This is a genomic window from Radiobacillus deserti (genome assembly GCF_007301515.1).
Taxonomy (GTDB): domain Bacteria; phylum Bacillota; class Bacilli; order Bacillales; family Amphibacillaceae; genus Radiobacillus; species Radiobacillus deserti.
In genome coordinates this window covers 2,349,278-2,370,928 of record NZ_CP041666.1, presented here as the reverse complement: position 1 = coordinate 2,370,928, position 21,651 = coordinate 2,349,278, and the positions used below count along the sequence as shown (strand labels likewise).

General features: G+C 39.4%; 20 protein-coding genes, 1 riboswitch and 1 other annotated feature. Of the genes, 15 read left to right on the top strand and 5 right to left on the bottom strand.

Annotated elements, in window-relative coordinates:
- The first annotated feature begins 2 nt into the window (after window positions 1–2).
- From menH to FN924_RS12510, 4 genes are all read left to right on the top strand, one after another.
- Window positions 3–803: a 2-succinyl-6-hydroxy-2,4-cyclohexadiene-1-carboxylate synthase gene (menH, locus tag FN924_RS12525; protein ID WP_143894987.1), complete on the top strand. Its 801-nt coding sequence runs from the start codon at window positions 3–5 to the stop codon at window positions 801–803.
- Between the two features lie 20 nt (window positions 804–823).
- Complete coding sequence (gene menB, locus FN924_RS12520) at window positions 824–1,642, top strand: 1,4-dihydroxy-2-naphthoyl-CoA synthase (RefSeq protein ID WP_143894985.1); 819 nt, start codon at window positions 824–826, stop codon at window positions 1,640–1,642.
- Between the two features lie 76 nt (window positions 1,643–1,718).
- Window positions 1,719–3,185 carry an o-succinylbenzoate--CoA ligase gene (locus tag FN924_RS12515; protein WP_143894983.1) on the top strand — a complete coding sequence of 489 codons (1,467 nt, stop codon included), beginning with the start codon at window positions 1,719–1,721 and terminating at the stop codon, window positions 3,183–3,185.
- An 8-nt stretch (window positions 3,186–3,193) separates the two neighbouring features.
- Window positions 3,194–3,763, top strand: a complete 570-nt coding sequence (locus tag FN924_RS12510; protein ID WP_143894981.1) for a GNAT family N-acetyltransferase — start codon at window positions 3,194–3,196, stop codon at window positions 3,761–3,763.
- A gap of 110 nt (window positions 3,764–3,873) precedes the next feature.
- On the opposite strand, the gene FN924_RS12505 is transcribed toward FN924_RS12510, so the two are convergent.
- Window positions 3,874–5,127 (bottom strand): DNA polymerase IV, encoded by a 1,254-nt coding sequence (locus FN924_RS12505; RefSeq protein ID WP_143897211.1) that lies wholly within the window; start codon window positions 5,125–5,127, stop codon window positions 3,874–3,876.
- Window positions 5,128–5,365: 238 nt separating this feature from the next.
- Between FN924_RS12505 and FN924_RS12500 the strand changes: the two genes are divergently transcribed.
- Entirely contained in the window at window positions 5,366–6,217 is an 852-nt protein-coding gene (locus FN924_RS12500; RefSeq protein WP_143894979.1) for an ABC transporter ATP-binding protein, read from the top strand.
- A gap of 74 nt (window positions 6,218–6,291) precedes the next feature.
- Here the strand turns inward: FN924_RS12500 and FN924_RS12495 are convergent, their stop codons facing one another.
- Complete coding sequence (locus FN924_RS12495; RefSeq protein ID WP_143894977.1) at window positions 6,292–6,537, bottom strand: DUF6154 family protein; 246 nt, start codon at window positions 6,535–6,537, stop codon at window positions 6,292–6,294.
- Window positions 6,538–6,650: 113 nt separating this feature from the next.
- Between FN924_RS12495 and FN924_RS12490 the strand changes: the two genes are divergently transcribed.
- From FN924_RS12490 to asnB, 5 genes are all read left to right on the top strand, one after another.
- Window positions 6,651–6,962 (top strand): hydrolase, encoded by a 312-nt coding sequence (locus tag FN924_RS12490; RefSeq protein ID WP_143894975.1) that lies wholly within the window; start codon window positions 6,651–6,653, stop codon window positions 6,960–6,962.
- Between the two features lie 218 nt (window positions 6,963–7,180).
- A complete protein-coding gene (locus FN924_RS12485; protein WP_143894973.1) occupies window positions 7,181–7,747 on the top strand; it encodes a hypothetical protein in 567 nt (188 codons plus the stop codon).
- A 27-nt stretch (window positions 7,748–7,774) separates the two neighbouring features.
- Window positions 7,775–8,251 (top strand): RNA deprotection pyrophosphohydrolase, encoded by a 477-nt coding sequence (ytkD, locus tag FN924_RS12480; protein WP_143894971.1) that lies wholly within the window; start codon window positions 7,775–7,777, stop codon window positions 8,249–8,251.
- 316 nt (window positions 8,252–8,567) lie between these two features.
- Window positions 8,568–8,676: riboswitch (SAM riboswitch) on the top strand.
- Between the two features lie 227 nt (window positions 8,677–8,903).
- Window positions 8,904–10,100, top strand: a complete 1,197-nt coding sequence (gene metK, locus FN924_RS12475; RefSeq protein WP_143894969.1) for a methionine adenosyltransferase — start codon at window positions 8,904–8,906, stop codon at window positions 10,098–10,100.
- 167 nt (window positions 10,101–10,267) lie between these two features.
- Window positions 10,268–12,172 carry an asparagine synthase (glutamine-hydrolyzing) gene (gene asnB / locus FN924_RS12470; protein WP_143894967.1) on the top strand — a complete coding sequence of 635 codons (1,905 nt, stop codon included), beginning with the start codon at window positions 10,268–10,270 and terminating at the stop codon, window positions 12,170–12,172.
- On the opposite strand, the gene FN924_RS12465 is transcribed toward asnB, so the two are convergent.
- The gene (locus FN924_RS12465; RefSeq protein ID WP_228409435.1) at window positions 12,162–13,052 is read right to left on the bottom strand and encodes a C39 family peptidase; all 891 of its coding nucleotides are present in this window, start codon (window positions 13,050–13,052) and stop codon (window positions 12,162–12,164) included. The genes asnB and FN924_RS12465 overlap by 11 nt on opposite strands.
- Window positions 13,053–13,149: 97 nt before the next feature.
- Window positions 13,150–13,662 carry a gamma carbonic anhydrase gene (locus FN924_RS12460; protein WP_143894965.1) on the bottom strand — a complete coding sequence of 171 codons (513 nt, stop codon included), beginning with the start codon at window positions 13,660–13,662 and terminating at the stop codon, window positions 13,150–13,152.
- Window positions 13,663–13,758: 96 nt separating this feature from the next.
- On the opposite strand from FN924_RS12460, the gene FN924_RS12455 reads away from it, so the two are divergent.
- Window positions 13,759–14,835, top strand: a complete 1,077-nt coding sequence (locus FN924_RS12455; protein ID WP_323368609.1) for a tetraprenyl-beta-curcumene synthase family protein — start codon at window positions 13,759–13,761, stop codon at window positions 14,833–14,835.
- 16 nt (window positions 14,836–14,851) lie between these two features.
- Here FN924_RS12455 and FN924_RS12450 read toward each other — a convergent pair whose 3' ends face one another.
- Window positions 14,852–15,415: a tRNA 5-(aminomethyl)-2-thiouridylate-methyltransferase MnmM gene (locus tag FN924_RS12450; protein WP_143894963.1), complete on the bottom strand. Its 564-nt coding sequence runs from the start codon at window positions 15,413–15,415 to the stop codon at window positions 14,852–14,854.
- Window positions 15,416–15,527: 112 nt separating this feature from the next.
- On the opposite strand from FN924_RS12450, the gene FN924_RS12445 reads away from it, so the two are divergent.
- From FN924_RS12445 to leuS, 4 genes are all read left to right on the top strand, one after another.
- The gene (locus FN924_RS12445) at window positions 15,528–15,818 is read left to right on the top strand and encodes a DUF2524 family protein (protein ID WP_143894961.1); all 291 of its coding nucleotides are present in this window, start codon (window positions 15,528–15,530) and stop codon (window positions 15,816–15,818) included.
- 141 nt (window positions 15,819–15,959) lie between these two features.
- On the top strand, window positions 15,960–16,922 hold the full coding sequence (locus FN924_RS12440) for a BMP family lipoprotein (protein ID WP_143894959.1): 963 nt from the start codon (window positions 15,960–15,962) through the stop codon (window positions 16,920–16,922).
- A gap of 20 nt (window positions 16,923–16,942) precedes the next feature.
- The gene (locus FN924_RS12435) at window positions 16,943–18,592 is read left to right on the top strand and encodes a methyl-accepting chemotaxis protein (RefSeq protein WP_143894956.1); all 1,650 of its coding nucleotides are present in this window, start codon (window positions 16,943–16,945) and stop codon (window positions 18,590–18,592) included.
- 57 nt (window positions 18,593–18,649) lie between these two features.
- Window positions 18,650–18,856: a binding site (T-box leader), on the top strand.
- A 110-nt stretch (window positions 18,857–18,966) separates the two neighbouring features.
- A complete protein-coding gene (leuS, locus tag FN924_RS12430; RefSeq protein ID WP_143894954.1) occupies window positions 18,967–21,384 on the top strand; it encodes a leucine--tRNA ligase in 2,418 nt (805 codons plus the stop codon).
- The last annotated feature ends 267 nt before the right edge of the window (window positions 21,385–21,651 follow it).

The window sequence follows — 21,651 nt, the reverse complement described above, 5'->3', positions numbered from 1 at the left end:
GTATGTTCGTTGAATTACAATACGGAAAGTATTGGGTGGAGGATACAGGTGAAGGGATACCAATTTTAGCCCTACACGGATTTACTGGCTCTCATCGCACGTGGGATTTTCTGAAAAAAAGGAATAGATATAGGGTAATTAGTCTTGATTTACCCGGTCACGGAAAAACAGATGTAAAGCGAACGTTGTCCATGGATATGGTTTGTGAGGAGCTTCATTACCTATTAGCTGTTTTGAACTTATCTTCCGTTTATGTAATAGGGTATTCGATGGGTGGAAGAATTGCACTTTCCTTTGCAAACTATTATCCGGACCAAGTTCGAGCCTTAGTGTTAGAAAGTAGCTCTCCAGGGATAAAAGAAAAAGAGGACCGTTATTTTAGAATAGAGAAGGATGAGCAACTGGCTCAAATGCTAGAGCACCATGGAATTGAATCCTTCGTGGATTTTTGGGAATCTATTCCCTTATTTGAGACGCAACAGCATTTACCGATTTCCATACAGCAACGGATTCGTGAAGAGAGGTTACAGCATACTGCGTTAGGATTAGCAGCTTCCCTTAGAGGGATTGGAACGGGAAGTCAACCGTCTTGGTGGGATTCGTTGTCCACCCTTTCAATTCCAGTTCAGCTAATTGTTGGAGATCGGGATACAAAGTTTGTTCAAATTGCTAATGCCATGAAAGAAAAGCTCTTATCCTGTGCATGTATTGTTGTTCGGAATGTAGGACATGCAGTTCATGTGGAAGATCCGGAATTTTTTGATACAATAGTACATGACTTTCTATTAAATCAGATAGATTAACAAGAATGGGGGTTCTTCGAATGACGATCCAATGGGAAACCATCCGAGAGTACGAAGATATACTTTTTGAAAAGCATGGTGGAATTGCAAAAGTTACAATTAACAGACCTGAGGTACATAACGCATTCCGCCCACAAACTGTAAATGAAATGATTGACGCTTTTATGCGTGCTAGAGATGATTCAAGTGTAGGTGTTATTGTGCTTGCTGGTGCAGGTGGAAAGGCATTTTGCTCAGGTGGAGACCAAAAGGTGCGCGGGCACGGAGGATATGTAGGGGAGGATGAAATTCCTCGTCTAAACGTGCTGGACTTACAACGTTTAATTCGTGTAATTCCAAAGCCGGTAGTGGCTATGGTTTCTGGTTATGCAATTGGTGGTGGACATGTGCTTCATGTCGTGTGTGATTTAACGATTGCAGCGGATAACGCTGTTTTCGGACAAACTGGACCGAAAGTAGGAAGCTTTGATGCTGGGTACGGTGCAGGATTACTTGCACGTATCGTAGGACATAAAAAAGCTCGTGAAATTTGGTACTTATGCCGTCAATACAATGCACAAGAAGCGCTTGATATGGGCTTAGTCAATACAGTTGTTCCTTTAGAAAAATTGGAGGAAGAGACAGTTCAATGGTGTGAAGAGATGCTTGAAAAATCCCCGACTGCCCTTCGTTTCTTAAAAGCATCGTTTAATGCGGATACGGACGGTTTAGCAGGATTGCAACAAATGGGTGGGGACGCTACATTACTTTACTATACAACAGACGAGGCAAAAGAAGGACGAGATGCGTTTAAAGAAAAACGTAAACCAGACTTTAAACAGTTCCCTCGTTTCCCTTAATGTTTGATAAAACCTTTGCAGCTTGCAAGGGTTTTATTTTTACTCGTAAACCTAGAAGGGAAAGGAAATGGTTGTTATGTCAATACGTTTACCACATTGGCTAGATAAACAAGCGGCGTTAAACCCGAATCACATTGCAATTGAACAGCCTTCTGGAGAAACAATTACATTTCGAGAATTGCAAAGGAGAAGCCAATCCTATGCGCAAAAGCTCGCTTCCATAGGGATAAAAGAAGGAAATCATGTAGCTATTCTATCAGGAAATAAGGTGGAAATGATTGTGACTGTTCATGCTATTTCATATTTAGGAGCAGTGGCAGTTTTACTTAACACGAGATTAACAGCATCGGAAATAGCCTATCAGCTTGAAGATGCGGACGTAGTTGGATTGATCTGTGACCCTGATTTCACATCGGTAGCAATGCAGGCAAGCGACCAGCAGAAATTCACACCTTTAACCTTTTTGGAACTGGAGAAACAATTATCCGCATCTGTTTGTTTGAAACAGGAAATAAACCTGAACGATGTGTTCACCATCATGTACACATCGGGAACTACGGGGTTTCCAAAAGGGGTGTTACACACCTATGAAAATCATTGGTGGAGTGCGACGGCGTCTTCTTTGAACCTAGGATTACATAAGTCTGATAAGTGGTTAGCCACCTTGCCACTATTCCACGTTGGTGGGTTATCTATCGCTTTGAAAAGTGTCATTTATGGTATGCCTATGTATTTGTTGCCTCGTTTTTCTGTTGAAGCAGTTCATGAAGGAATCATGAAGCGTGGAGTTACGATTGTTTCGGTTGTTTCGGTGATGGTTCATCAATTGTTAGACAAGCTTAACGATAGCGTTACGTATCCAGCTTCGTTTCGCTGTATGCTTTTAGGTGGTGGACCTGCTCCGAAACCATTGCTAGAAAAAGCAAAAAGTCTTGCGGTTCCTATTTTTCAAACATATGGATTAACAGAAACTTCCTCACAGATTGCAACATTAAGTCCGAAGGATGCGTTAGAGAAGCTAGGTTCAGCTGGAAAAGCGCTTATGCCTGCCCAATTGAAAATTGTACAAAATGGCAAGGAAGTAGCACCAGGGGAAGCTGGTGAAATTGTTGTAAAAGGACCGATGGTTTCCAATGGCTATTATAAGCGGGAGCCTAGACAAGGGGATTGGTTAGCAACAGGTGACCTTGGTTATCAAGACAAAGACGGGTTTCTGTACGTACTAGATCGTCGTAAGGATTTGATTGTTTCTGGTGGAGAAAACATTTATCCGGCAGAAATTGAAGAGGTCTTACTTGGTGTTGAAGGAGTAAAAGATGTCGGTGTAGTAGGAAAGTCAGATTCGAAGTGGGGACAGGTTCCTGTTGCTTTTATCGTGCGGGAAGGTCATGTTACAGAAGGAAACTTAAAAGAGCATTGCTTATCTCACTTAGCAAAATATAAAGTGCCAACTGTTTTTTATTTTGTAGATGCTCTCCCACGAAATGCTTCGAACAAGCTATTACGATACAAGCTCCATGAGGAATTAGAGAAACAGAGCTAGGGGGGATTATGTTGTTTTTTCAAGAAGGGGAATTAGTGATTCGTACAATAGATGAGCAGGATTTACCAGAATTATGGGAGCTTATTTATAAAGAAGAACATCCTGAATGGAAGAAATGGGATGCACCATATTTTAAGCATGAATCCATGTCTTATGAAGAATTTTTGGCCATTAAGGATCAATATGTAAGGTTGGATAGTCGGTTTGCGCTTCAAGTAGGGGAGCAAATCATCGGAACCTGTGGCTACTATTGGGAGCATGAGCCATCTCGATGGCTAGAAATGGGAATCGTTATTTATCGCCCAGAATTTTGGAGCGGAGGGTATGGTACAAAAGCCATTCGTTTTCTAATTGATTACCTATTCAACACGCTACCAATTGCACGTGTTGGTTTTACTACGTGGTCTGGGAACCATAGAATGATGAAGGTTGGTGAAAAACTCGGCATGACGTTAGAAGCACGGCTGCGAAAATGTCGCTATTACAATGGGGTCTATTATGATTCGATTCGTTATGGGCTATTGCGCGAGGAATGGGAACAAGGGGTAGTTGAGATAGATTCTTTGAAAAGAAGGTAAGAAGCCTAGGATAAACCGATAACGTTGCACTTGATGGAATCTATGAAATGACTTAAATATAAAACCGAACTACCCAATCTGTGAAAAGAATTCGGTAGTTCGGTAAGGTTTCAAGCTTTATGTCCACCAATTTTTTTACTTCGATCCAAGGTGACTCCAGCTTCGGTGTAGCTTGTAGCGCGGAGAAGTGCAGTCGATCCGTAGCGATCTCTAATTTGATCCATCACATATCCAATATCCTTTTTCTTTGTTCGGTTTTCGAATAAATCTAATTGGGTTTCTTCATCTACGTACAAATTATCAAGTGTAACAAAGACGCGTCTAACTTTGCTGACCCCGTCATAAAAGGTTTCGAAAAGCTCTACACATACATTGTACACGTCCATCGTAATATTAGTAGGGAGGTCAACCGAACGAGAGCGATGGAATCCTCCACCGACTTCCTGACAATAACCAATTCCTAAATGAACCGTTCTCCCAGCTTTTTTAGCAGTCCGAGCTCGTCGACAAACCTCTTCACACAAGTCTAATAGGCAAGCGTACACTTCGTCCTTTCGATAATCACGAAGAAGGGTGATGCCATGCCCGAATCCTTTTTGTTCCTGCTTTTGAAAGTCCCCTAAAACAGGGCTTAAATCGACGCCCCATGCATGCCAATAGAATTGCTCTCCCATTATACCAAAGCGTTTTTTTAACCGTTCCAGTGGATAGTTTGCTAGCTGACCGAGTGTAACAATTCCCATCCGATTGAGATTACGCTTCATGCGAGAACCAATTCCCCATATTTCTTCAATCGGAGTAGGCCAAAGCAATCGTTCTACATCTTCGTATCGGCATTCTGCAATTCCTGTTTTCTTGGCGTATAAATCCATGACGACTTTTGCTAAAAATTTGTTATCTCCAATTCCAATCGAGCAGGTCAGTCCCATCGTGTCTTTCAGTTCATCTTGAAGCATTTTAGCCACTTCATACGGAGAACCGTATATTTTATCTAACCCATTTACCGTAACCCAAACCTCGTCAACAGAATATTGGTGAATCGCTTCTTTCGGTACGTAGCGATTCACGAGCTTAGTTATTTCTAAAGAAACCTTTATGTAGTCCCCCATCTTGGCTTCCACGACATGAATATTTGGATCATCAGGTAAATCAAAAAAACGACTTACATTTTTCACGCCATGTCGTCGCTTTAACTCAGGAGAAGCGGCAAGAATGATACTGCCTGAACGGTTTTTATCGCCGACAACCGCAAGCATATCGGTCATTGGATCTAATCCGTGTTTCATACACTCTACACTTGCGTAGAAAGACCGCATATCTATACAAAGAACATCATTTCGTGGTAAATGGCTAAAATCATGCATACTAATCTGACCTTTCTCGAACATTTGTTCGTATAATAGTATAGTTGAAATTCATGTGATTTTATACTGGTAAATTTTTATAATCTTGGTATATAGAAAAATAATTGATAAAGATTATCAAAATCATTGACGAGAAGGCATAAACCAAATAGACTAGAGATACATTAACTAATGGAGAAAGATTCTCAATTGGAGAATTTTGGCGTGAAAGGTAACGCTCACTAAGGGAGAGATTCCGATGGAGACTTTAACAGCTAAAGATTTAACGTTAAGCTACGGAGAAGACATTATCATAGATGATTTGAACATAACGATACCTAAAGGTGAAATCACCGTGTTAATAGGTGGAAATGGCTGTGGGAAATCGACACTGCTTCGCTCAATGGCGCGTTTGCTAAAACCGAAGGAAGGTAATGTCATATTAGAAGGCGGAGACATTGCCAAAATGCCTACGAAGGAAGTCGCAAAAAAATTAGCAATCTTACCTCAAGGGCCAGTTAGTCCGGAGGGATTGTCTGTTTATGACTTAGTAAAGCAAGGAAGACATCCATACAAAGGGATGTTCAAGAAGTGGTCTCAAGAAGATGAGAATGCGGTAATGGATGCTCTAACGTCTACAAACATGGTGGATTTAAAGGATCGTGCAGTGGATTCATTATCCGGTGGTCAACGCCAGCGCGCTTGGATTGCTATGACATTGGCACAAAAGACGGATACTATTCTTCTTGATGAGCCAACAACTTATTTAGATATGACGCACCAAATTGAAATATTAGATTTGTTATTCGAGTTAAACGAGCGAGATGGCCGCACGGTTGTCATGGTGCTTCATGATTTGAATTTAGCTTGTCGTTACGCGCATCATATTGTTGCGATTAAAGATAAGAAGGTTTATGCGCAAGGTAGACCTGAAGCTGTTATCAATTGTGATTTGGTTCATGATGTGTTCCAAATGAAATGTGATGTCACATATGATCCAATGTTCGGAACGCCAATGTGTATCCCACATGGTAGAGGACGTTGCCTCATAAAAAGTGCAGTCGAAGAAGCGAAACGAAATCAAGTACAAGCAAATACGGTTTTAAACTAAAGCGGGATCCTCATTGGAAACAATGGGGATTTTTTAATTATAAATACGAAAATATGCTAGGAACCGTTCTATGTTTAATGGATGTTTGTCCAATCAGAAACGGCAATTTGTTGGTCATCGTTATGGAGTTCATGCTCCAGTTTACTTCGTAAAAATTGAGTAAGAAGATCATTTAGCTCGGATTTATCACATTCTTTTAATACTTGTATTAAGTCTTTTTCATCCATCTGCTCCAAGACGGAATAAATGAATACATCTAAAGAGTCCTTATCGTTAAAGTGTTGAAAATACCGCTCTAAAATATCGTTTGCGAACCTCATCCAATTCACCCTTTCTTGTTGTTTGTGTTCGTATCTTACCATATGCAAAAAGTTAAAAAAGTTGAACATAAAAGATAACTAATTGCGAAAATTAAAGGGTAGGAGGGTGAAAGATGGAAAGAAAAAAATATTATGTAAACATAGGCACCCAGGAAATATCGCAAGTTCAGGTCGGTGACAACGATGAATTCATCATTTTTGCTTCGGATGAAGAAGTGTACCAATTAAGAGAAATGATGAATCAAATGTATAATGCTGACATTCGCAGCTTTTGGAGATCGCACGTGCCCATTGCTCCGTATCACAATGATACATCTAATGATACATTTGATGATGGTATGGTGGAAGCCTTTCGTATGATTCACGACTTAGGTGATGATACAACCCGAAAGCATATAGAAAATATGGGAGTTTTAGATTTGTAAACCTTGCACACTTGTGCAAGGTTTTTTTCGGCGGTGCCTGTCACGCCCCGAGATATGTCGAATATTCGACAATATCCGGGGCGTGACAGGCACGATTTTTGAAACATGTGCCGAAGGTGAAACTTTTTCTTCCGTTGAAACGTTTAATGTATAAACGTAGAAATAGGTTTGAGTTCTGAAAAACAAAGGTATTATTTTAGTAAGAGGAGGCCAAGGTGATGAAGGAACCGTTAAAATACATAGGAGCTATTTTGTTGGCATTACTTATTCCTTTCTTTATCATAGTAAATATGGACGTAAAATACTCTTTGTCAGCAAATCAGGAATCTTCACATCGTCATACCGACACTGAGTCAGGACGTAGTTCTCTTACTTGGAGTAATCCAAACGAAAGCTCTGATGAGCAAACGTGGAATGAAGAGGAGTTAGTTCGTATTACGGATGCTTTTATGGACAAGCTTGTACAAGATATTGACCATAATAATAAAGTGAGAAATATGGAAACAAAAGAAGAACTGATTGCAGAATTTTCATCTATTGCTACAGAGGAAGTAGCGAAAAAATATATAGAGGTCTATTATATAGAAAAAGAAGATGGATTGTATGTGAACCCAACTGAAACTCCGCCTTGGTTTAATAAGAACAATTCCTATAAAGAATGGAAAAAGGAAGATACTATCCTTATTCAACAAACGAATCGAAGTGATTTGTATGGATCCTACAAGGTGGAATTTGAATTTGAAAACGACGATGGTTGGAAGCTTACAAATACCAAACACTTTTAAATGATTTAACAAAGGAAGCTGAGACCAATGAAAGTCTTTAAGGATTATTATAACAATGAAGTGACCTTATCATTTGACGATCATCCTTTTTCTAAAAAGCCAAAGCATGTATGGGTGATTTGTCGGTACGATAATAAATGGTTACTGACCCATCATAAGGACAGAGGGATTGAGTTTCCTGGTGGAAAAGTAGAAGAAGGAGAAACCGCCGAAGAAGCTGCAGTTCGAGAAGTTCAGGAAGAAACAGGTGGTCATTGTGAAACGATTGATTATATTGGACAATATTATGTAGATGGAAAAGCAGGCAAAATTGTGAAAAATGTGTATTACGCAGAGGTTAAATACTTAGAAAAACAGTCCAGTTACTTTGAGACATACGGCCCAGTACTTTTAGATAAGTTACCAGTGCATGTAGCTTCAGACGCTGCCTTCAGCTTTATGATGAAAGATGAAGTACTACCAAGTAGTTTAGAGATTATTGAAGAGTTACCTTTCTTCAGATAAAAAAAGACACGACATCAGTCGTGTCTTTTTTTATAGGAGATGAGGAATATAGAATACGAAATATAAGTTATACTATAACTTATTCATTTTCGAAAATAGTATAACATATATTGTCGAATGTGCATATAATTAAACGCGAAACGAGGGAAATATTATGAAAAATTTGGACATCACGTGTTCCAAGCACTTTAAGAACAAGAGTTGGATTGCAAGTACATAAGTACAAAATAAAACATAGTAATTTGGTCGGATTAGTAAAGTTACTTTCATTGACAAGATACGACTGTTTCGATACGATAAAGTGCGAACGGATACTCTCTTATCCAGAGTAGGTGGAGGGACAGGCCCGAAGAAACCCAGCAACCGTCTAGAAATAAGACATGGTGCTAACCTGATGCAAGGATCGTTTCCTTGAGCGATAAGAAGAGTGAAGGGTCATTTCCTTTCCTCTTACATATGATGGAAAGGGTTTTTCTTTTATCCGGACTTTTTCGGAAAGGCAAATCTTTCTATCCACGAAATGATGCTTATACTCATATTTATACTGTATTAGCAAACCTTAAATATACCAAACTGAATTCGTTAATACTCCACTGGAAAAAAAGAGAGAAAAACCGTATTACTGTTATTATATAAAGGAGGATTTAGCAGAATGGCTGCAAATCGTCGATTATTCACATCAGAATCTGTTACGGAGGGACATCCGGACAAAATAAGTGACCAGATTTCTGATGCCATTTTGGATGAAATTTTAAAAAGGGATCCAAACGCAAGGGTTGCCTGTGAAACCACAGTTACAACAGGACTTGTCCTAGTTGCTGGAGAAATATCTACTTCTACTTATGTAGATATTCCAAGTATTGTTCGAAAAACAATTAAAGAAATAGGGTACACAAGAGCAAAGTTCGGATTTGACGCGGAAACATGTGCAGTTCTTACAGCAATTGACGAGCAGTCTGCGGATATAGCAGGTGGGGTTAACCAAGCGTTAGAAGCTCGTGAAGGTAAAATGACCGATGAAGAAATTGAAGCAATCGGAGCAGGGGACCAAGGGCTCATGTTTGGATATGCGAATAATGAAACACCGGAGTTAATGCCCTTGCCTATTTCGTTAGCGCATAAAATCTCTAAGCGTTTATCAGATGTTCGTAAAGACAATACATTAGAATATTTACGTCCAGACGGAAAAACACAAGTGACGATTGAGTATGATGAACAGGATAAACCAGTTCGTGTAGACACAATCGTAGTATCTACGCAACATGCACCAGAAATTGAATTAAAACAAATCCAAGAAGATATAAAAAAACATGTTATCAACCCAATTGTTCCGAAAGAGCTTTTGGATGAAAATACGAAATATTTTATTAATCCAACGGGTCGCTTCGTAATTGGAGGACCACAGGGGGATGCAGGGTTAACGGGTCGAAAAATTATCGTAGATACGTATGGTGGATATGCTCGCCACGGCGGAGGAGCTTTTAGTGGGAAGGATGCAACAAAGGTAGACCGATCTGCTGCATATGCGGCACGGTATGTTGCGAAAAATATTGTGGCAGCTGGTCTTGCAGATTCCTGTGAAGTTCAATTAGCCTATGCGATTGGCGTCGCGGAACCAGTATCTATTTCCATTAATACATTTGGTACAGGGCAAGCATCAGAAGAAGAACTCGTTAAAGCAGTACGCCAACTATTTGATTTACGACCAGCAGGGATTATTAAAATGTTGGATCTCCGTCGACCTATCTACAAAGATACAGCAGCATATGGACACTTTGGTCGAACAGACAAAGATTTTCCGTGGGAGAAAACCGATAAAATAGATCAATTAAAAGAATTAGTAAAGTAGGGAGTAAGGGGCTAAGTTAACTTGGCTCCTTCTTTCTTTCTATCACTCGAGATAGGATGTTGACATCATTAATTACGTACGGTGGCTTTTGCGGTCGAAAGCCTATCGAATTCGCGTTTTGTTTATGATATACTCATTAAGATTGAAAGAGAAAGTGAGGCAAAGCTATGTGTGGTCTAATTGGGATGATTCGAAATGAATCTCGCCCCCTAAATCAAGAAGAACAATCTAATTTTCGTGAAAGAAATAATGTCATTACACATAGAGGACCTGATGATGAAGGGTATTTCCATGATGAATACGTATCCTTTGGATTCCGTCGCTTAAGTATTATAGACATAGAAAGCGGGCAACAACCTTTTCGGTATGAAGACGATCGATATCGTATGGTCTTTAATGGTGAAATCTATAACTATGTAGAGCTTCGTCAGTCTCTTATAGAAAAAGGATATAGCTTTGATACAGAATCGGATACCGAGGTTATTATTGCGATGTTTCAAGAATATCGCACAGAAGCATTTAAAGAGCTGCGTGGGATGTTTGCGATTTTGATCTGGGATAAAGAAGAGCAAGCCTTTTACGGAGTTCGTGATCCGTTTGGAATTAAACCGTTATTTTATAGTGAAACAGAAAAAGGGACGTATTTTGCATCCGAGAAGAAGAGTATTACTCTTATGCAAGAGAATGATGAAGTGGACGTCGAAGCCCTTCAGCATTATTTGAGCTTCCAATACGTACCGGAGCCACTAACGATGTCCAAAGGAGTACATAAGGTTGAACCAGGCCACTTCTTTTACAAAAAGCCAGGGGAACCGATGGAAATCACTCGTTACTGGCATGCAACTTTCCAACCAGTATTAACCGATAAACAGTCGTGGATCAAGCGTATCCAAGATGTTATGTACGATTCTGTAAATGTTCATATGCGGAGTGATGTGCCGGTTGGTTCTTTTTTATCGGGTGGTATTGATTCTTCTCTAATTGTTGCAATTGCACGAGAATTCAACCCGAATTTAAAAACATTCTCTGTCGGATTTGAACGAGAAGGTTTTTCAGAAGTGGACGTTGCGAAGGAAACAGCTGAAAAGTTAAATGTTGAAAATATTTCATATATGATAACCCCAGAAGAATATGTGGAAAAGCTTCCGAAAATTATGTGGCATATGGATGATCCGTTAGCAGATCCAGCCTGTGTACCATTGTACTTCGTTGCTAGAGAAGCAACGAAGCATGTAACTGTAGTACTCTCGGGTGAAGGTTCGGATGAGCTATTTGGGGGTTACAATATTTACCGCGAACCTGAATCCCTTAAAGTGTTTCAATCCATTCCTGCTCCAGCCAAAGGATTGCTATCAAGAGTGGCAGCCGTGTTACCAGAAGGAGTACGTGGGAAAAGCTTCTTAGAACGTGGTACTACACCGTTAAAGGATCGGTATATCGGAAACGCCAAAATGTTCGAAGAAGAAGAAAAAAGAACGCTTTTAAAAACGTATCAACCGAACATTTCTTATCAAAACGTGACAGAGAAGCTTTACGAACATGTTAGGAATTATCATCCAGTAAATCAGATGCAGTATGTAGATATTCATACTTGGTTACGTGGTGACATTTTGTTGAAGGCAGATAAAATGACGATGGCTCATGCTTTAGAGCTACGTGTTCCGTTTTTGGATAAAGAAGTATTCCGCGTAGCGAGCGAGATCCCAGTTGATTTGAAAATCGCGAACGGAACTACGAAAAGTATTCTAAGAGAAGCGGCAAGAGGAATTGTTCCTGATCACGTATTAGATAGGAAAAAACTGGGCTTCCCTGTACCAATTAGACATTGGTTAAAAGATGAACTAAATGATTGGGCGAAAAATCTTATCCGTGAAAGTGAAACAGATCATTTATTGCACAAGTCTGTTATTCTAGACTTGTTAAATGCCCACTGTGCAGGTAAAGGGGACTATAGTCGTAAAATTTGGACGGTTCTCATGTTTATGCTCTGGCATCAAATTTATGTTGAAAGAAAGTATGACTTCGAAGAATTACAAGATATAGACCAAACAAAAAGCAAGCTTACGGTGTAACGACCGTAATAGCTTGCTTTCCCATTTGCACCCAGGCTTCTTCGAAGTCTTGTATGGGTGCACTTTTTGTTTTCCCTGTTATTGGATCATTGAAGAAGATGGATTTATCGTCATAACCAGTAACAAGTACGGCGTGTTCTTTCATAGTTATCTTTACTTTTCCATCTGGTGTATTCCATGTTTGGAATGAAGAATCCGGCAGTTTTTTGTACGTAGTATTCGTTATGACCCAGACAGGACGCTGAGCATTTAAATGCTTGATGATTTCATAAAAAGATCCGCCACTAAAATCTTCTACCTTATCTCCAACATACTGCTTTGCCAACTCCGCTATTGGACCATGATAAACACCGTAACCAGGTTTAGAGAAGGAATACATATCGCCGACAAACCCTTTTTCTGGGTTTCCGAAATGTATAACTGAATTTTTCACTTGATAGTCGTCCGAACTTTTTTTAACCTTTTTTGCTAGCTCCATTTTATCTACTTCAACGTCAAAATACTGTAAGAGCATAGCAAGACTTGTTACTTCACATCCACGTGGAAGCTCTGGGAATTGTTTGATAATGGGTGCTTCCAGCTTTATCGATGGCGCGAGTTGCGCTTGTTCTACAAGTGGATAGACAGGCTCTAAAGAAGGGTCTGGCAAAGGCATGGTAGACGCAACCTTTACTTGAGAATCTCTCGAATCCCATAGCTTCGTAATTTTTTCTTTATGTGTAACCGCATAAAAGGTAGTCAAGGAAGCGGTACACAGCCAAAATAGAATAGCATAGGTTAAAAAAGCATATTTTATAATTGGTTTCGTTTGTTTTCTTTTAAAGAGGAGAAAGAAAAGCAGTGTCATCACCACACTAAATGATAATAAAAAATAATTCATGATGGCACCTCCTCTTACTAGAATAACGCATTTCGACAAAAAAAACAGGAAAAATATTTAACACCGTTAAATGATTTTTCCTGTTTTAGATGGATGTTTACTTTTGTAATTTTTTGTAGTATTTTGCTTTTTCTACGTAGGACTCTTTAATCCTTTTTATTTCTTCCAAATCCTCTTCTGTTAAGTCTCGTACTACCTTCGCTGGACTTCCGAGTGCTAACGTGCGTGGTGGGATTTTCTTCCCGGGCGGGATTAAACTACCAGCACCGATAAAAGCCTGTTCCCCAACTTCCGCACCATCGAGTACAATAGAGCCCATTCCGACAAGTGCTCCTTGACGTATGATTGCGGAATGCAAGGTTACTTGATGTCCAATGACGACATCGTCTTCGATGATGACTGGCATGCCTGGTGATTGGTGAATTAAGCTTAAATCTTGAACGTTTGATCGTTTTCCAATGTGTACGGGGGCAACATCTCCTCGAATAACGGTCTTAAACCAGATACTCGCTTGTTCCTCTACCGTGATATCTCCAGTTAATACAACGTCTTCCGAAACATAGGCCGTTTCATGCAGAACAGGTTTTTTTCCTTTATACTCGTAAATCATTTGAAATTCACCTTCCGTTTATGGTGTTATAATGAATAGTATCATAATCCTTGGAATTAGGCTAAAGATGCAGTGGCTAGAAACGGAGGAGCAACATTGAGCTATTCAGTTCCGAAATCATCATTTAAATTAATGAGAATCGTTTTTCAAGACATTTTTCCTGTCGTTGATCAAGAACTTCGATATTGGGAAAAACGTGCGAAACAAATTCCAAATGTCGAATTAAGCAACCAAGCACAAGCCAGTATAGCTACTAAACGGTTTCACTGTCAGGGTGGTGCTGTTTTTAGCTTGCTTGCGGGGAAGATGTGGAAAGAAGCAATTACTTTTATTGTTGCCTATCAGACAATTAGTGATTACTTAGATAATTTATGTGACCGTAGCACTTCATTAGATCCGGAGGACTTTGCGCTACTTCATCAATCGATGGCTGATGCTTTGTCTCCAGATCATAAGGTGCAAAATTACTATGCCTTACGGGAGGAGCAAGAGGATGCTGATTATCTCGTAGACTTAGTAACGACATGTCAAAAAAGCCTAGCGAAAATTTCAAATTTATCAACAATCCAACCGTTTTTATTGGAACTAGAAACATTGTACAGTGACTTACAAGTACATAAGCATGTGAAAATAGAAGAAAGAATCCCACGACTTGAAAAATGGTTTCACGAGGAAAAAGAAAAGTTACCCGAATTACATTGGTATGAATTTTCCGCATGCAGTGGTTCTACTTTAGGGATTTTTTGTCTTGTATCGTACGCAATGGGAGGTAAAATGACTTCAAAATTGGCAGATTCCGTTTTTAAAAGTTATTTTCCATATATGCAAGGACTTCACATTTTGTTGGATTATTATATTGACCAAGAAGAGGACAAACAAGAAGGAGATCTAAACTTCTGTAATTATTACGAGAGCTTGGAAAATATGGAAACAAGATTTTTACACTTCATTAAAGAGACTAATAAGCATGTTCAATCATTACCTGATAAGCAGTTCCATGAAATGGTTCATACTGGCTTAGTGGGACTATATTTAGCAGATCCTAAAGTGAAAAAGCTGGCAAGTGGAAAGAAAATGACGAAACGTTTGCTACGCGCAAGTGGACTTCGTTCCTCTTTCTTTCATTACAATGTGAAGATGTATAACAAAATAAAGATGCGGACAATAGGATAAAGTAGGTCTATGCCACCTACTTTATCCTTTCTATGGCTAAAACAAACGGAGGGCTGTTTTGTTGATTGATAAAGCCGTACTGTAACACGGCATATTCTTTTTGACTTAATGTCTGAACAAACTGTAGCACGGCCTCCTTTTCTTCTTCTCCTCCAGGATGCCCAGCATATACGACGATAACTAAAAGACAGTGCTTCTTTAACCGAGTAATGATTTGTTGAATGGCTTGAACCGTACTTTCGGGCTGTGTGATCGTCTGTTTGTCGCTCCCAGGGAGATAGCCTAAATTAAAGATGGCTCCACCGATTAGGTAATCGGATGGCACGTATTCATTTATTTTTTCATGGCTGTCCAAAATTAATGTTGTGTTGCTAACACCATATTGTTTTAATTGTTCATTCGTTTGGCGAATCGCGTCTTCTTGAACATCAAAAGCAAATACTCGACCTTTTTCTTTTACTAATTGACTTAGGAGTAGCGTATCGTGCCCTTTTCCACAGGTTGCATCGATTACGATATCTCCCTCACGCACCGTCTGTTTTAACAGTTCATGAGCAAATGGAATCACTTTTAGTACCACAAAATCCTTCTCCTTCCTAATTTCCCATTTTTATTATCCTAAACCGAAGACATTTACTCAACATCTTCCACGAATAGGTTTAGGTCTAATCGTCCAAATTAGAAGCGAGGTGATGATGGTGGCAACGCGAGAATCAATAGATAACCTTATTTCAAAAGCGAATCAATATATTGACCAAGCAGAAAAAGAATTAGATATTACCAATCGAAATGGCTTCCATGTTGATGAGTCGTACACGACAGCTCAGCAAAAATTGAATGAGGTGGAGCAAGAGATTCAAAAAATGATGGATAGTGCCAGTCATGAGCAACGAGATCAGCTTCACCGAATGCATTTACGAGTCAGTCAATATATAAATGACATGGTTTTGGACCGAGTAGATATAACCAATATCACGGATTAATAAACGTAACCTTGCCAATAGGGCAAGGTTATTTTTTTGTGTTAGGAAAAAGAGGAATATTCCGTCTATTATTTTTTTCTACAAATTTCTTATAATCTGTCGATAATAGGGGAAGTCACTTTAAAAAAAGGGGAATGATGTATGTTCAACAAGAGAAAGATGATCATTTTTGTGATGATTTTTACTATCCTGTTAGCAGGGTGTGGTACAGAACAAGCGGAAAGTAAAATGGATGAGAAATTAAAAATAGGCGTTATGCTTTCGGATGTTGGTCTTGGGGATCAATCCTTTAGTGATTCCGCTTTTCAAGGACTGATAAAGGCTCGGAGCGAGCTAGGTATTTTGTTCGATTATCGTGAATTAAGTGAAACAGAGACCTATGAAAAAGGGCTAGAAGAGTTAGTTCAAAACGATAATGATGTCATCATCGGTCTAGGATATATGGTTCAAGAGGATTTGGAAAAAGTTGCCAAGAAGTATCCGGACAAGCAGTTTGTCATTATTGATTCTGTTTCTGAATTAAAAAACGTAACTTCCGTAACATTCAAATCAGATGAAGGTAGCTATTTAGCAGGTGTTGTGGCTGCTTTAACGACAAAGTCAAATACGATTGGATTTATCGGTGGAGAGGACGTTGAGCTTATTAATGCTTTTGCTGATGGATTTACGAATGGAGCCAAGTCCATTAACCCATCTATAAAGGTACTCGTCGAGTATGCAGGTACATATGGGGATGACAAACTCGGCGGATCCATTGCGAAAGATATGATTGCGAACAAAGCAGACGTATTGTTCGCTGCTGCAGGCTTTACAGGTGTAGGGGTGTTAAAGGAAGCGCAGATGCAAGGTGTTTATGCAATTGGGGTGGACTCTGACCAATATTTTTATGCTGAAAAAGCAGTCATCACTTCGGTATTAAAGAAGATTGACGTGGCAGTTTACCAACTAGCATCTGACTTGGTGAAGGATGGAAAAGTACCTACTGGTCATATCGAGTTTGGAATAAACAATGAAGGGGTCGACTTAGCCCCATTACGTGTGATTCCATACAACGATTCGCAATTGGAACAAATTGAGGAAGCTAGACAGCAATTTGCTGAATAAGACCAGGGGGGATATACGATATGAGTATTAGAAAAAAACTATTAATAAATTCGCTCGGAATTTTAGTTTTATCAAGTCTTATTGTAGCTTTTATTATCTACAATATGTTAAACATTCAATCCTCTAGTCAGGATGAGGTAACAACATTAATTGATGTGCAAAAGCTCGACTCAGATTTGAACGGCCTAAAACAAAGCTTGAGTAACTTTTCTTTCTCAGGAACAGACGCATTAAAAGAAGAAGCGTTGCTAAATATGGAACAAAGTGGTGCGCTTCTTGAAGAATTAGTAAAAGCTTCTAAAGGAAAGAGTAGTGAGCAATATATTGAAAGAGCTGCGCTAAAATTTGATGAATTAACAAAAGCTACGAAAGAGGCGTTAAATCAGAAAGATTTGGCAGAAGCAAAAAGACAATCCATTCGTATTGACGGGTTATTAAATGATACTTATAAATTTAATATGGCATCAGAGGAACAGTATGAAAAAGCACTGAATGATTTAGAAGGGAAAATAGAGTATGTCATTCTTTCTGCCATTATTAGTACGGTAGTCTTAATTGCAATTGCTTCTATTATGTCCCTGAAGATTACGAACTCGATTAGCGGTTCTCTAAAGAAATTATCAAAGAATGCCAATGAGATTGCGAATGGAAATCTCCAAGTGGAACCAATTCGATATAAGGGAAACGATGAGCTCGGAGCGTTAAATCAGGCATTCACCCAAATGGTAGAACAGTTAAGTGGCCTTATTTTATCGGTGAAAACTGTAAGTAAAGATGTAGAGCAGTTCGCTGTTTCACTGGAAAAAGATAATGTTTACTTGACAGATGTAAGTAATCAGATTGCTGTATCTACTGATGAATTGTCGTCTGGTACACAATCCATTTCGGAAGATTTGCAGGACGCCGTTTCTTTAATTCAAGATATGGATCAAGAATTCACAAGAAATGTTGAATTTGCTAAACAATCCGTAGAACATGGCACAGATGTTATGGATGCAATTCAATCTGGTCAAGAGGCAATCGGAGTTCAACGGGATCTTATCGAGGAAAATTCCAATACGACGAAAAAGATTGAACAAGCTACTCAAACTTTTGTTGGTTATACAAAGCAAATTGAAGAAATGGCTCAATCCGTTTCCGATATTGCGGAACAAACGAACCTCTTAGCTTTAAATGCTGCTATTGAGGCGGCAAGAGCTGGAGAAGCAGGTAAAGGTTTCGCGGTTGTAGCAGAAGAAGTGAGAAAGCTTGCCGAAGAATCTTCTAAAGCAACAGGTTATATTTTTGAGATGGTTTCGTCTATTGAATCTGGAATTTCAGAGATATCTAATTCTGTATCCGAAGGTGTTGCGATTGCTGGGAAAGAAGAAGCATCTATGGAAACAACCACGACTGCATTCCAAAACATCAAACAAAAAGTGGAAGATATTACAGCAAAGCTTATGGACTTATCTAATGGAGTAGACCATTCGAAAGATCTAGGAGAGAAAGTATTATCGAATGTAGAAAGTATTAGTGCAGTAGTAGAAGAAACTGCAGCAGGTAACGAAGAAATTTCTGCTTCTACAGAAGAACAGTTAAAAGCGTTTAAGCATATGGTAGAGAAAGTAACGGAAATGAGACAGATGACGGATCGTTTAAATGAAGAGGTAGGAAAGTTTCAACTGTAAATTAGACTTTCTTGACAAGTAAAAAAGCTTTGATTACAATACCAATACAATAACTGTTGAACGATGAAGAAAAGGACTAGTAGTAAAGCACTCAGGAAATAGAGAGGTTACGGTTGGTGAAAGTAGCCCCTGAACTTTATGAACTCACCTTTGATGTTGCAAGGATGAATCAAAGTAGTCTTTGCCGTCCTCCGCGTTAAGGAGTCGAGCGAGCGCATTGCGCTAAGTTGGGTGGTACCGCGGGAAAAATCTCTCGTCCCTTATTTTATATTGGGGATGGGGGATTTTTTTATAGATTAAAACGGAAAGGTCTTCCCATAGCATTTACATCCTAGCATTAGAAACAGTTGAATTTATAAAAGGAGGCTATAACCATGTCATTTAACCATCATAATATTGAGAAGAAATGGCGCGAATACTGGTTGGATAATAAAACATTTAAAACGAATACGGAGACGAACAAAGAAAAATTTTATATTTTAGATATGTTCCCGTATCCGTCTGGTGCTGGTTTACACGTAGGGCACCCTGAAGGCTATACGGCTACAGATATTGTGGCGAGAATGAAAAGAATGCAAGGATACGAGGTTCTACATCCAATGGGATGGGATGCATTCGGGTTGCCAGCAGAACAATACGCGTTGGATACTGGGAATGATCCTGCAGAATTCACGAAGAAAAACATTGAGACTTTCAGACGACAAATCCAAGAGTTAGGTTTTTCATATGATTGGGATCGTGAAATAAATACGACGGATCCGAATTATTATAAATGGACACAATGGATTTTCCTTAAGCTATATGAAAAAGGATTGGCATATGTAGATGAAGTCCCAGTAAATTGGTGTCCTGCACTTGGAACCGTGTTGGCAAATGAAGAAGTTATAGACGGGAAGAGTGAACGTGGTGGTCATCCTGTGGAACGCAGACCAATGAAGCAATGGATGCTTCGTATTACAGCTTATGCTGATCGTTTGTTGGAAGATCTAGAGGAACTAGATTGGCCGGAAAGTATTAAAGATATGCAACGTAATTGGATTGGGCGATCAGAAGGAGCTGAAGTTCATTTCGGAATAGACGGAACCGACGAATCCTTCACTGTATTTACGACAAGACCAGATACATTGTTCGGAGCAACTTACACAGTTTTAGCTCCAGAGCATCCACTCGTGAAAAAAATAGTGTCCGCAGAACAAAAAAATAAAGTCGACGCATATGTGAAGGAAGTAAATGCAAAAAGTGACCTAGAAAGAACCGATCTAGCTAAAGAAAAGTCTGGTGTATTTACAGGGGCTTATGCCGTGAATCCAATTAACGGTGAGAAACTACCAATATGGGTGGCGGATTATGTCCTAATGACGTACGGCTCTGGCGCAATCATGGCAGTTCCAGCACATGATGAAAGAGACTATGAGTTTGCTGTAAAGTTTAATCTCCCTATTAAAGCGGTTGTCGAAGGTGGCAATGTTGAGGAAGAAGCTTATGTAGGAGACGGTCCTCATATTAACTCAGACTTCTTAAACGGACTTGGTAAAGAAGAAGCAATTGGAAAAGCGATACAGTGGCTAGAGGATAACCAGAAAGGTGAAAAGAAAGTCACCTACCGTCTACGTGATTGGCTATTTAGTCGTCAGCGTTATTGGGGAGAACCGATTCCAATCATTCACTGGGAGGATGGCACAACTTCAGCGGTTCCAGAAGAAGAGCTTCCATTAACTCTGCCGAAAACGACAGAAATTAAACCTTCTGGTACAGGAGAGTCGCCGTTAGCAAATATCGACGATTGGGTGAAGGTTACCGACCCGAAAACAGGAATGAAAGGCCGCAGAGAAACAAATACAATGCCGCAGTGGGCGGGTAGTTGCTGGTACTTCCTACGTTTTATTGATCCAAATAACACGGAGAAGTTAGCGGAACCTGAGAAATTGCAGAAATGGCTTCCGGTAGACACTTATATCGGAGGAGCAGAGCATGCGGTTCTTCACTTGTTATATGCACGATTCTGGCATAAATTCCTTTATGATATCGGAGTTGTGCCAACGAAAGAGCCATTTCAAAAACTATTCAACCAAGGGATGATCTTGGGTGAAAACAATGAAAAAATGAGTAAATCAAAAGGAAATGTAGTGAATCCTGATGAGATTGTAGATACGCATGGTGCTGATACGTTAAGGTTGTATGAAATGTTTATGGGGCCACTAGATGCTGCTGTAGCTTGGTCAACGAATGGTCTGGACGGAGCACGAAGATTTCTAGATCGTGTTTGGAGACTATTCGTAACAGACGAAGGGAAGCTTACGGATAAGGTAGTGGAACAGCAGGGAAATGATTCCTTAGAGAAGGTGTACCACGAGACTGTTAAAAAGGTAACAGAGAACTTTGAGGATCTTCGATTTAATACAGGTATTTCTCAAATGATGGTATTCATTAATGATGCCTACAAAGCAGATGCGATTTCACGTGAGTACGCAGAAGGCTTTGTAAAATTACTTTCACCTGTTGCTCCACATATAGCGGAAGAGCTTTGGCAAATACTTGGCTATAGCGAATCTATTTCTTATGCTTCGTGGCCAGCTTACGATGAAGCTAAACTTGTAGAAGACGAAGTGGAGATTGTTATTCAAGTAATGGGTAAAGTTCGAGCGAAGGTTATGGTGCCAAAGGACGCATCGAAAGAAGAGCTAGAGAAGCAAGCACTTGAAAATGAATCTGTTCAGGATTGGCTGGATGGCAAAACAGTTCGCAAGATAATAGCTGTCCCAGGTAAGCTTGTAAATATTGTAGCCAATTAATTGAATAGATTAAGGAATGCGATGAAAGGAATCGCATTCCTTTTATTTTGTCATTAATCATTAGTGGATAGGTTTCAGAAGAGGAGCATAATAAATCGTAAAAAAGTTGTTGACATTTGGTCCTGAGGAGTGTAATATAAATTTTGCTGTCGCAAGAAATAATACTTATCGAAAAATCGTTATCTCCACTAATTGGAAATTGACATTTTTCGTGGCAGATGATATTATTAATTTACTGTCGCTCCTATGACAGATTAATCATTTATT

What these genes read in the sequence shown, in the direction of transcription:
- menH (WP_143894987.1), top strand. Translation starts at nt 3, where the DNA reads ATGTTCGTTGAATTACAATACGGAAAGTATTGGGTGGAGGATACAGGT.
- menB (WP_143894985.1), top strand. Translation starts at nt 824, where the DNA reads ATGACGATCCAATGGGAAACCATCCGAGAGTACGAAGATATACTTTTT.
- FN924_RS12515 (WP_143894983.1), top strand. Translation starts at nt 1,719, where the DNA reads ATGTCAATACGTTTACCACATTGGCTAGATAAACAAGCGGCGTTAAAC.
- FN924_RS12510 (WP_143894981.1), top strand. Translation starts at nt 3,194, where the DNA reads ATGTTGTTTTTTCAAGAAGGGGAATTAGTGATTCGTACAATAGATGAG.
- FN924_RS12505 (WP_143897211.1), bottom strand. Translation starts at nt 5,127, where the DNA reads ATGCATGATTTTAGCCATTTACCACGAAATGATGTTCTTTGTATAGAT.
- FN924_RS12500 (WP_143894979.1), top strand. Translation starts at nt 5,366, where the DNA reads ATGGAGACTTTAACAGCTAAAGATTTAACGTTAAGCTACGGAGAAGAC.
- FN924_RS12495 (WP_143894977.1), bottom strand. Translation starts at nt 6,537, where the DNA reads ATGAGGTTCGCAAACGATATTTTAGAGCGGTATTTTCAACACTTTAAC.
- FN924_RS12490 (WP_143894975.1), top strand. Translation starts at nt 6,651, where the DNA reads ATGGAAAGAAAAAAATATTATGTAAACATAGGCACCCAGGAAATATCG.
- FN924_RS12485 (WP_143894973.1), top strand. Translation starts at nt 7,181, where the DNA reads ATGAAGGAACCGTTAAAATACATAGGAGCTATTTTGTTGGCATTACTT.
- ytkD (WP_143894971.1), top strand. Translation starts at nt 7,775, where the DNA reads ATGAAAGTCTTTAAGGATTATTATAACAATGAAGTGACCTTATCATTT.
- metK (WP_143894969.1), top strand. Translation starts at nt 8,904, where the DNA reads ATGGCTGCAAATCGTCGATTATTCACATCAGAATCTGTTACGGAGGGA.
- asnB (WP_143894967.1), top strand. Translation starts at nt 10,268, where the DNA reads ATGTGTGGTCTAATTGGGATGATTCGAAATGAATCTCGCCCCCTAAAT.
- FN924_RS12465 (WP_228409435.1), bottom strand. Translation starts at nt 13,052, where the DNA reads ATGAATTATTTTTTATTATCATTTAGTGTGGTGATGACACTGCTTTTC.
- FN924_RS12460 (WP_143894965.1), bottom strand. Translation starts at nt 13,662, where the DNA reads ATGATTTACGAGTATAAAGGAAAAAAACCTGTTCTGCATGAAACGGCC.
- FN924_RS12445 (WP_143894961.1), top strand. Translation starts at nt 15,528, where the DNA reads ATGATGGTGGCAACGCGAGAATCAATAGATAACCTTATTTCAAAAGCG.
- FN924_RS12440 (WP_143894959.1), top strand. Translation starts at nt 15,960, where the DNA reads ATGTTCAACAAGAGAAAGATGATCATTTTTGTGATGATTTTTACTATC.
- FN924_RS12435 (WP_143894956.1), top strand. Translation starts at nt 16,943, where the DNA reads ATGAGTATTAGAAAAAAACTATTAATAAATTCGCTCGGAATTTTAGTT.
- leuS (WP_143894954.1), top strand. Translation starts at nt 18,967, where the DNA reads ATGTCATTTAACCATCATAATATTGAGAAGAAATGGCGCGAATACTGG.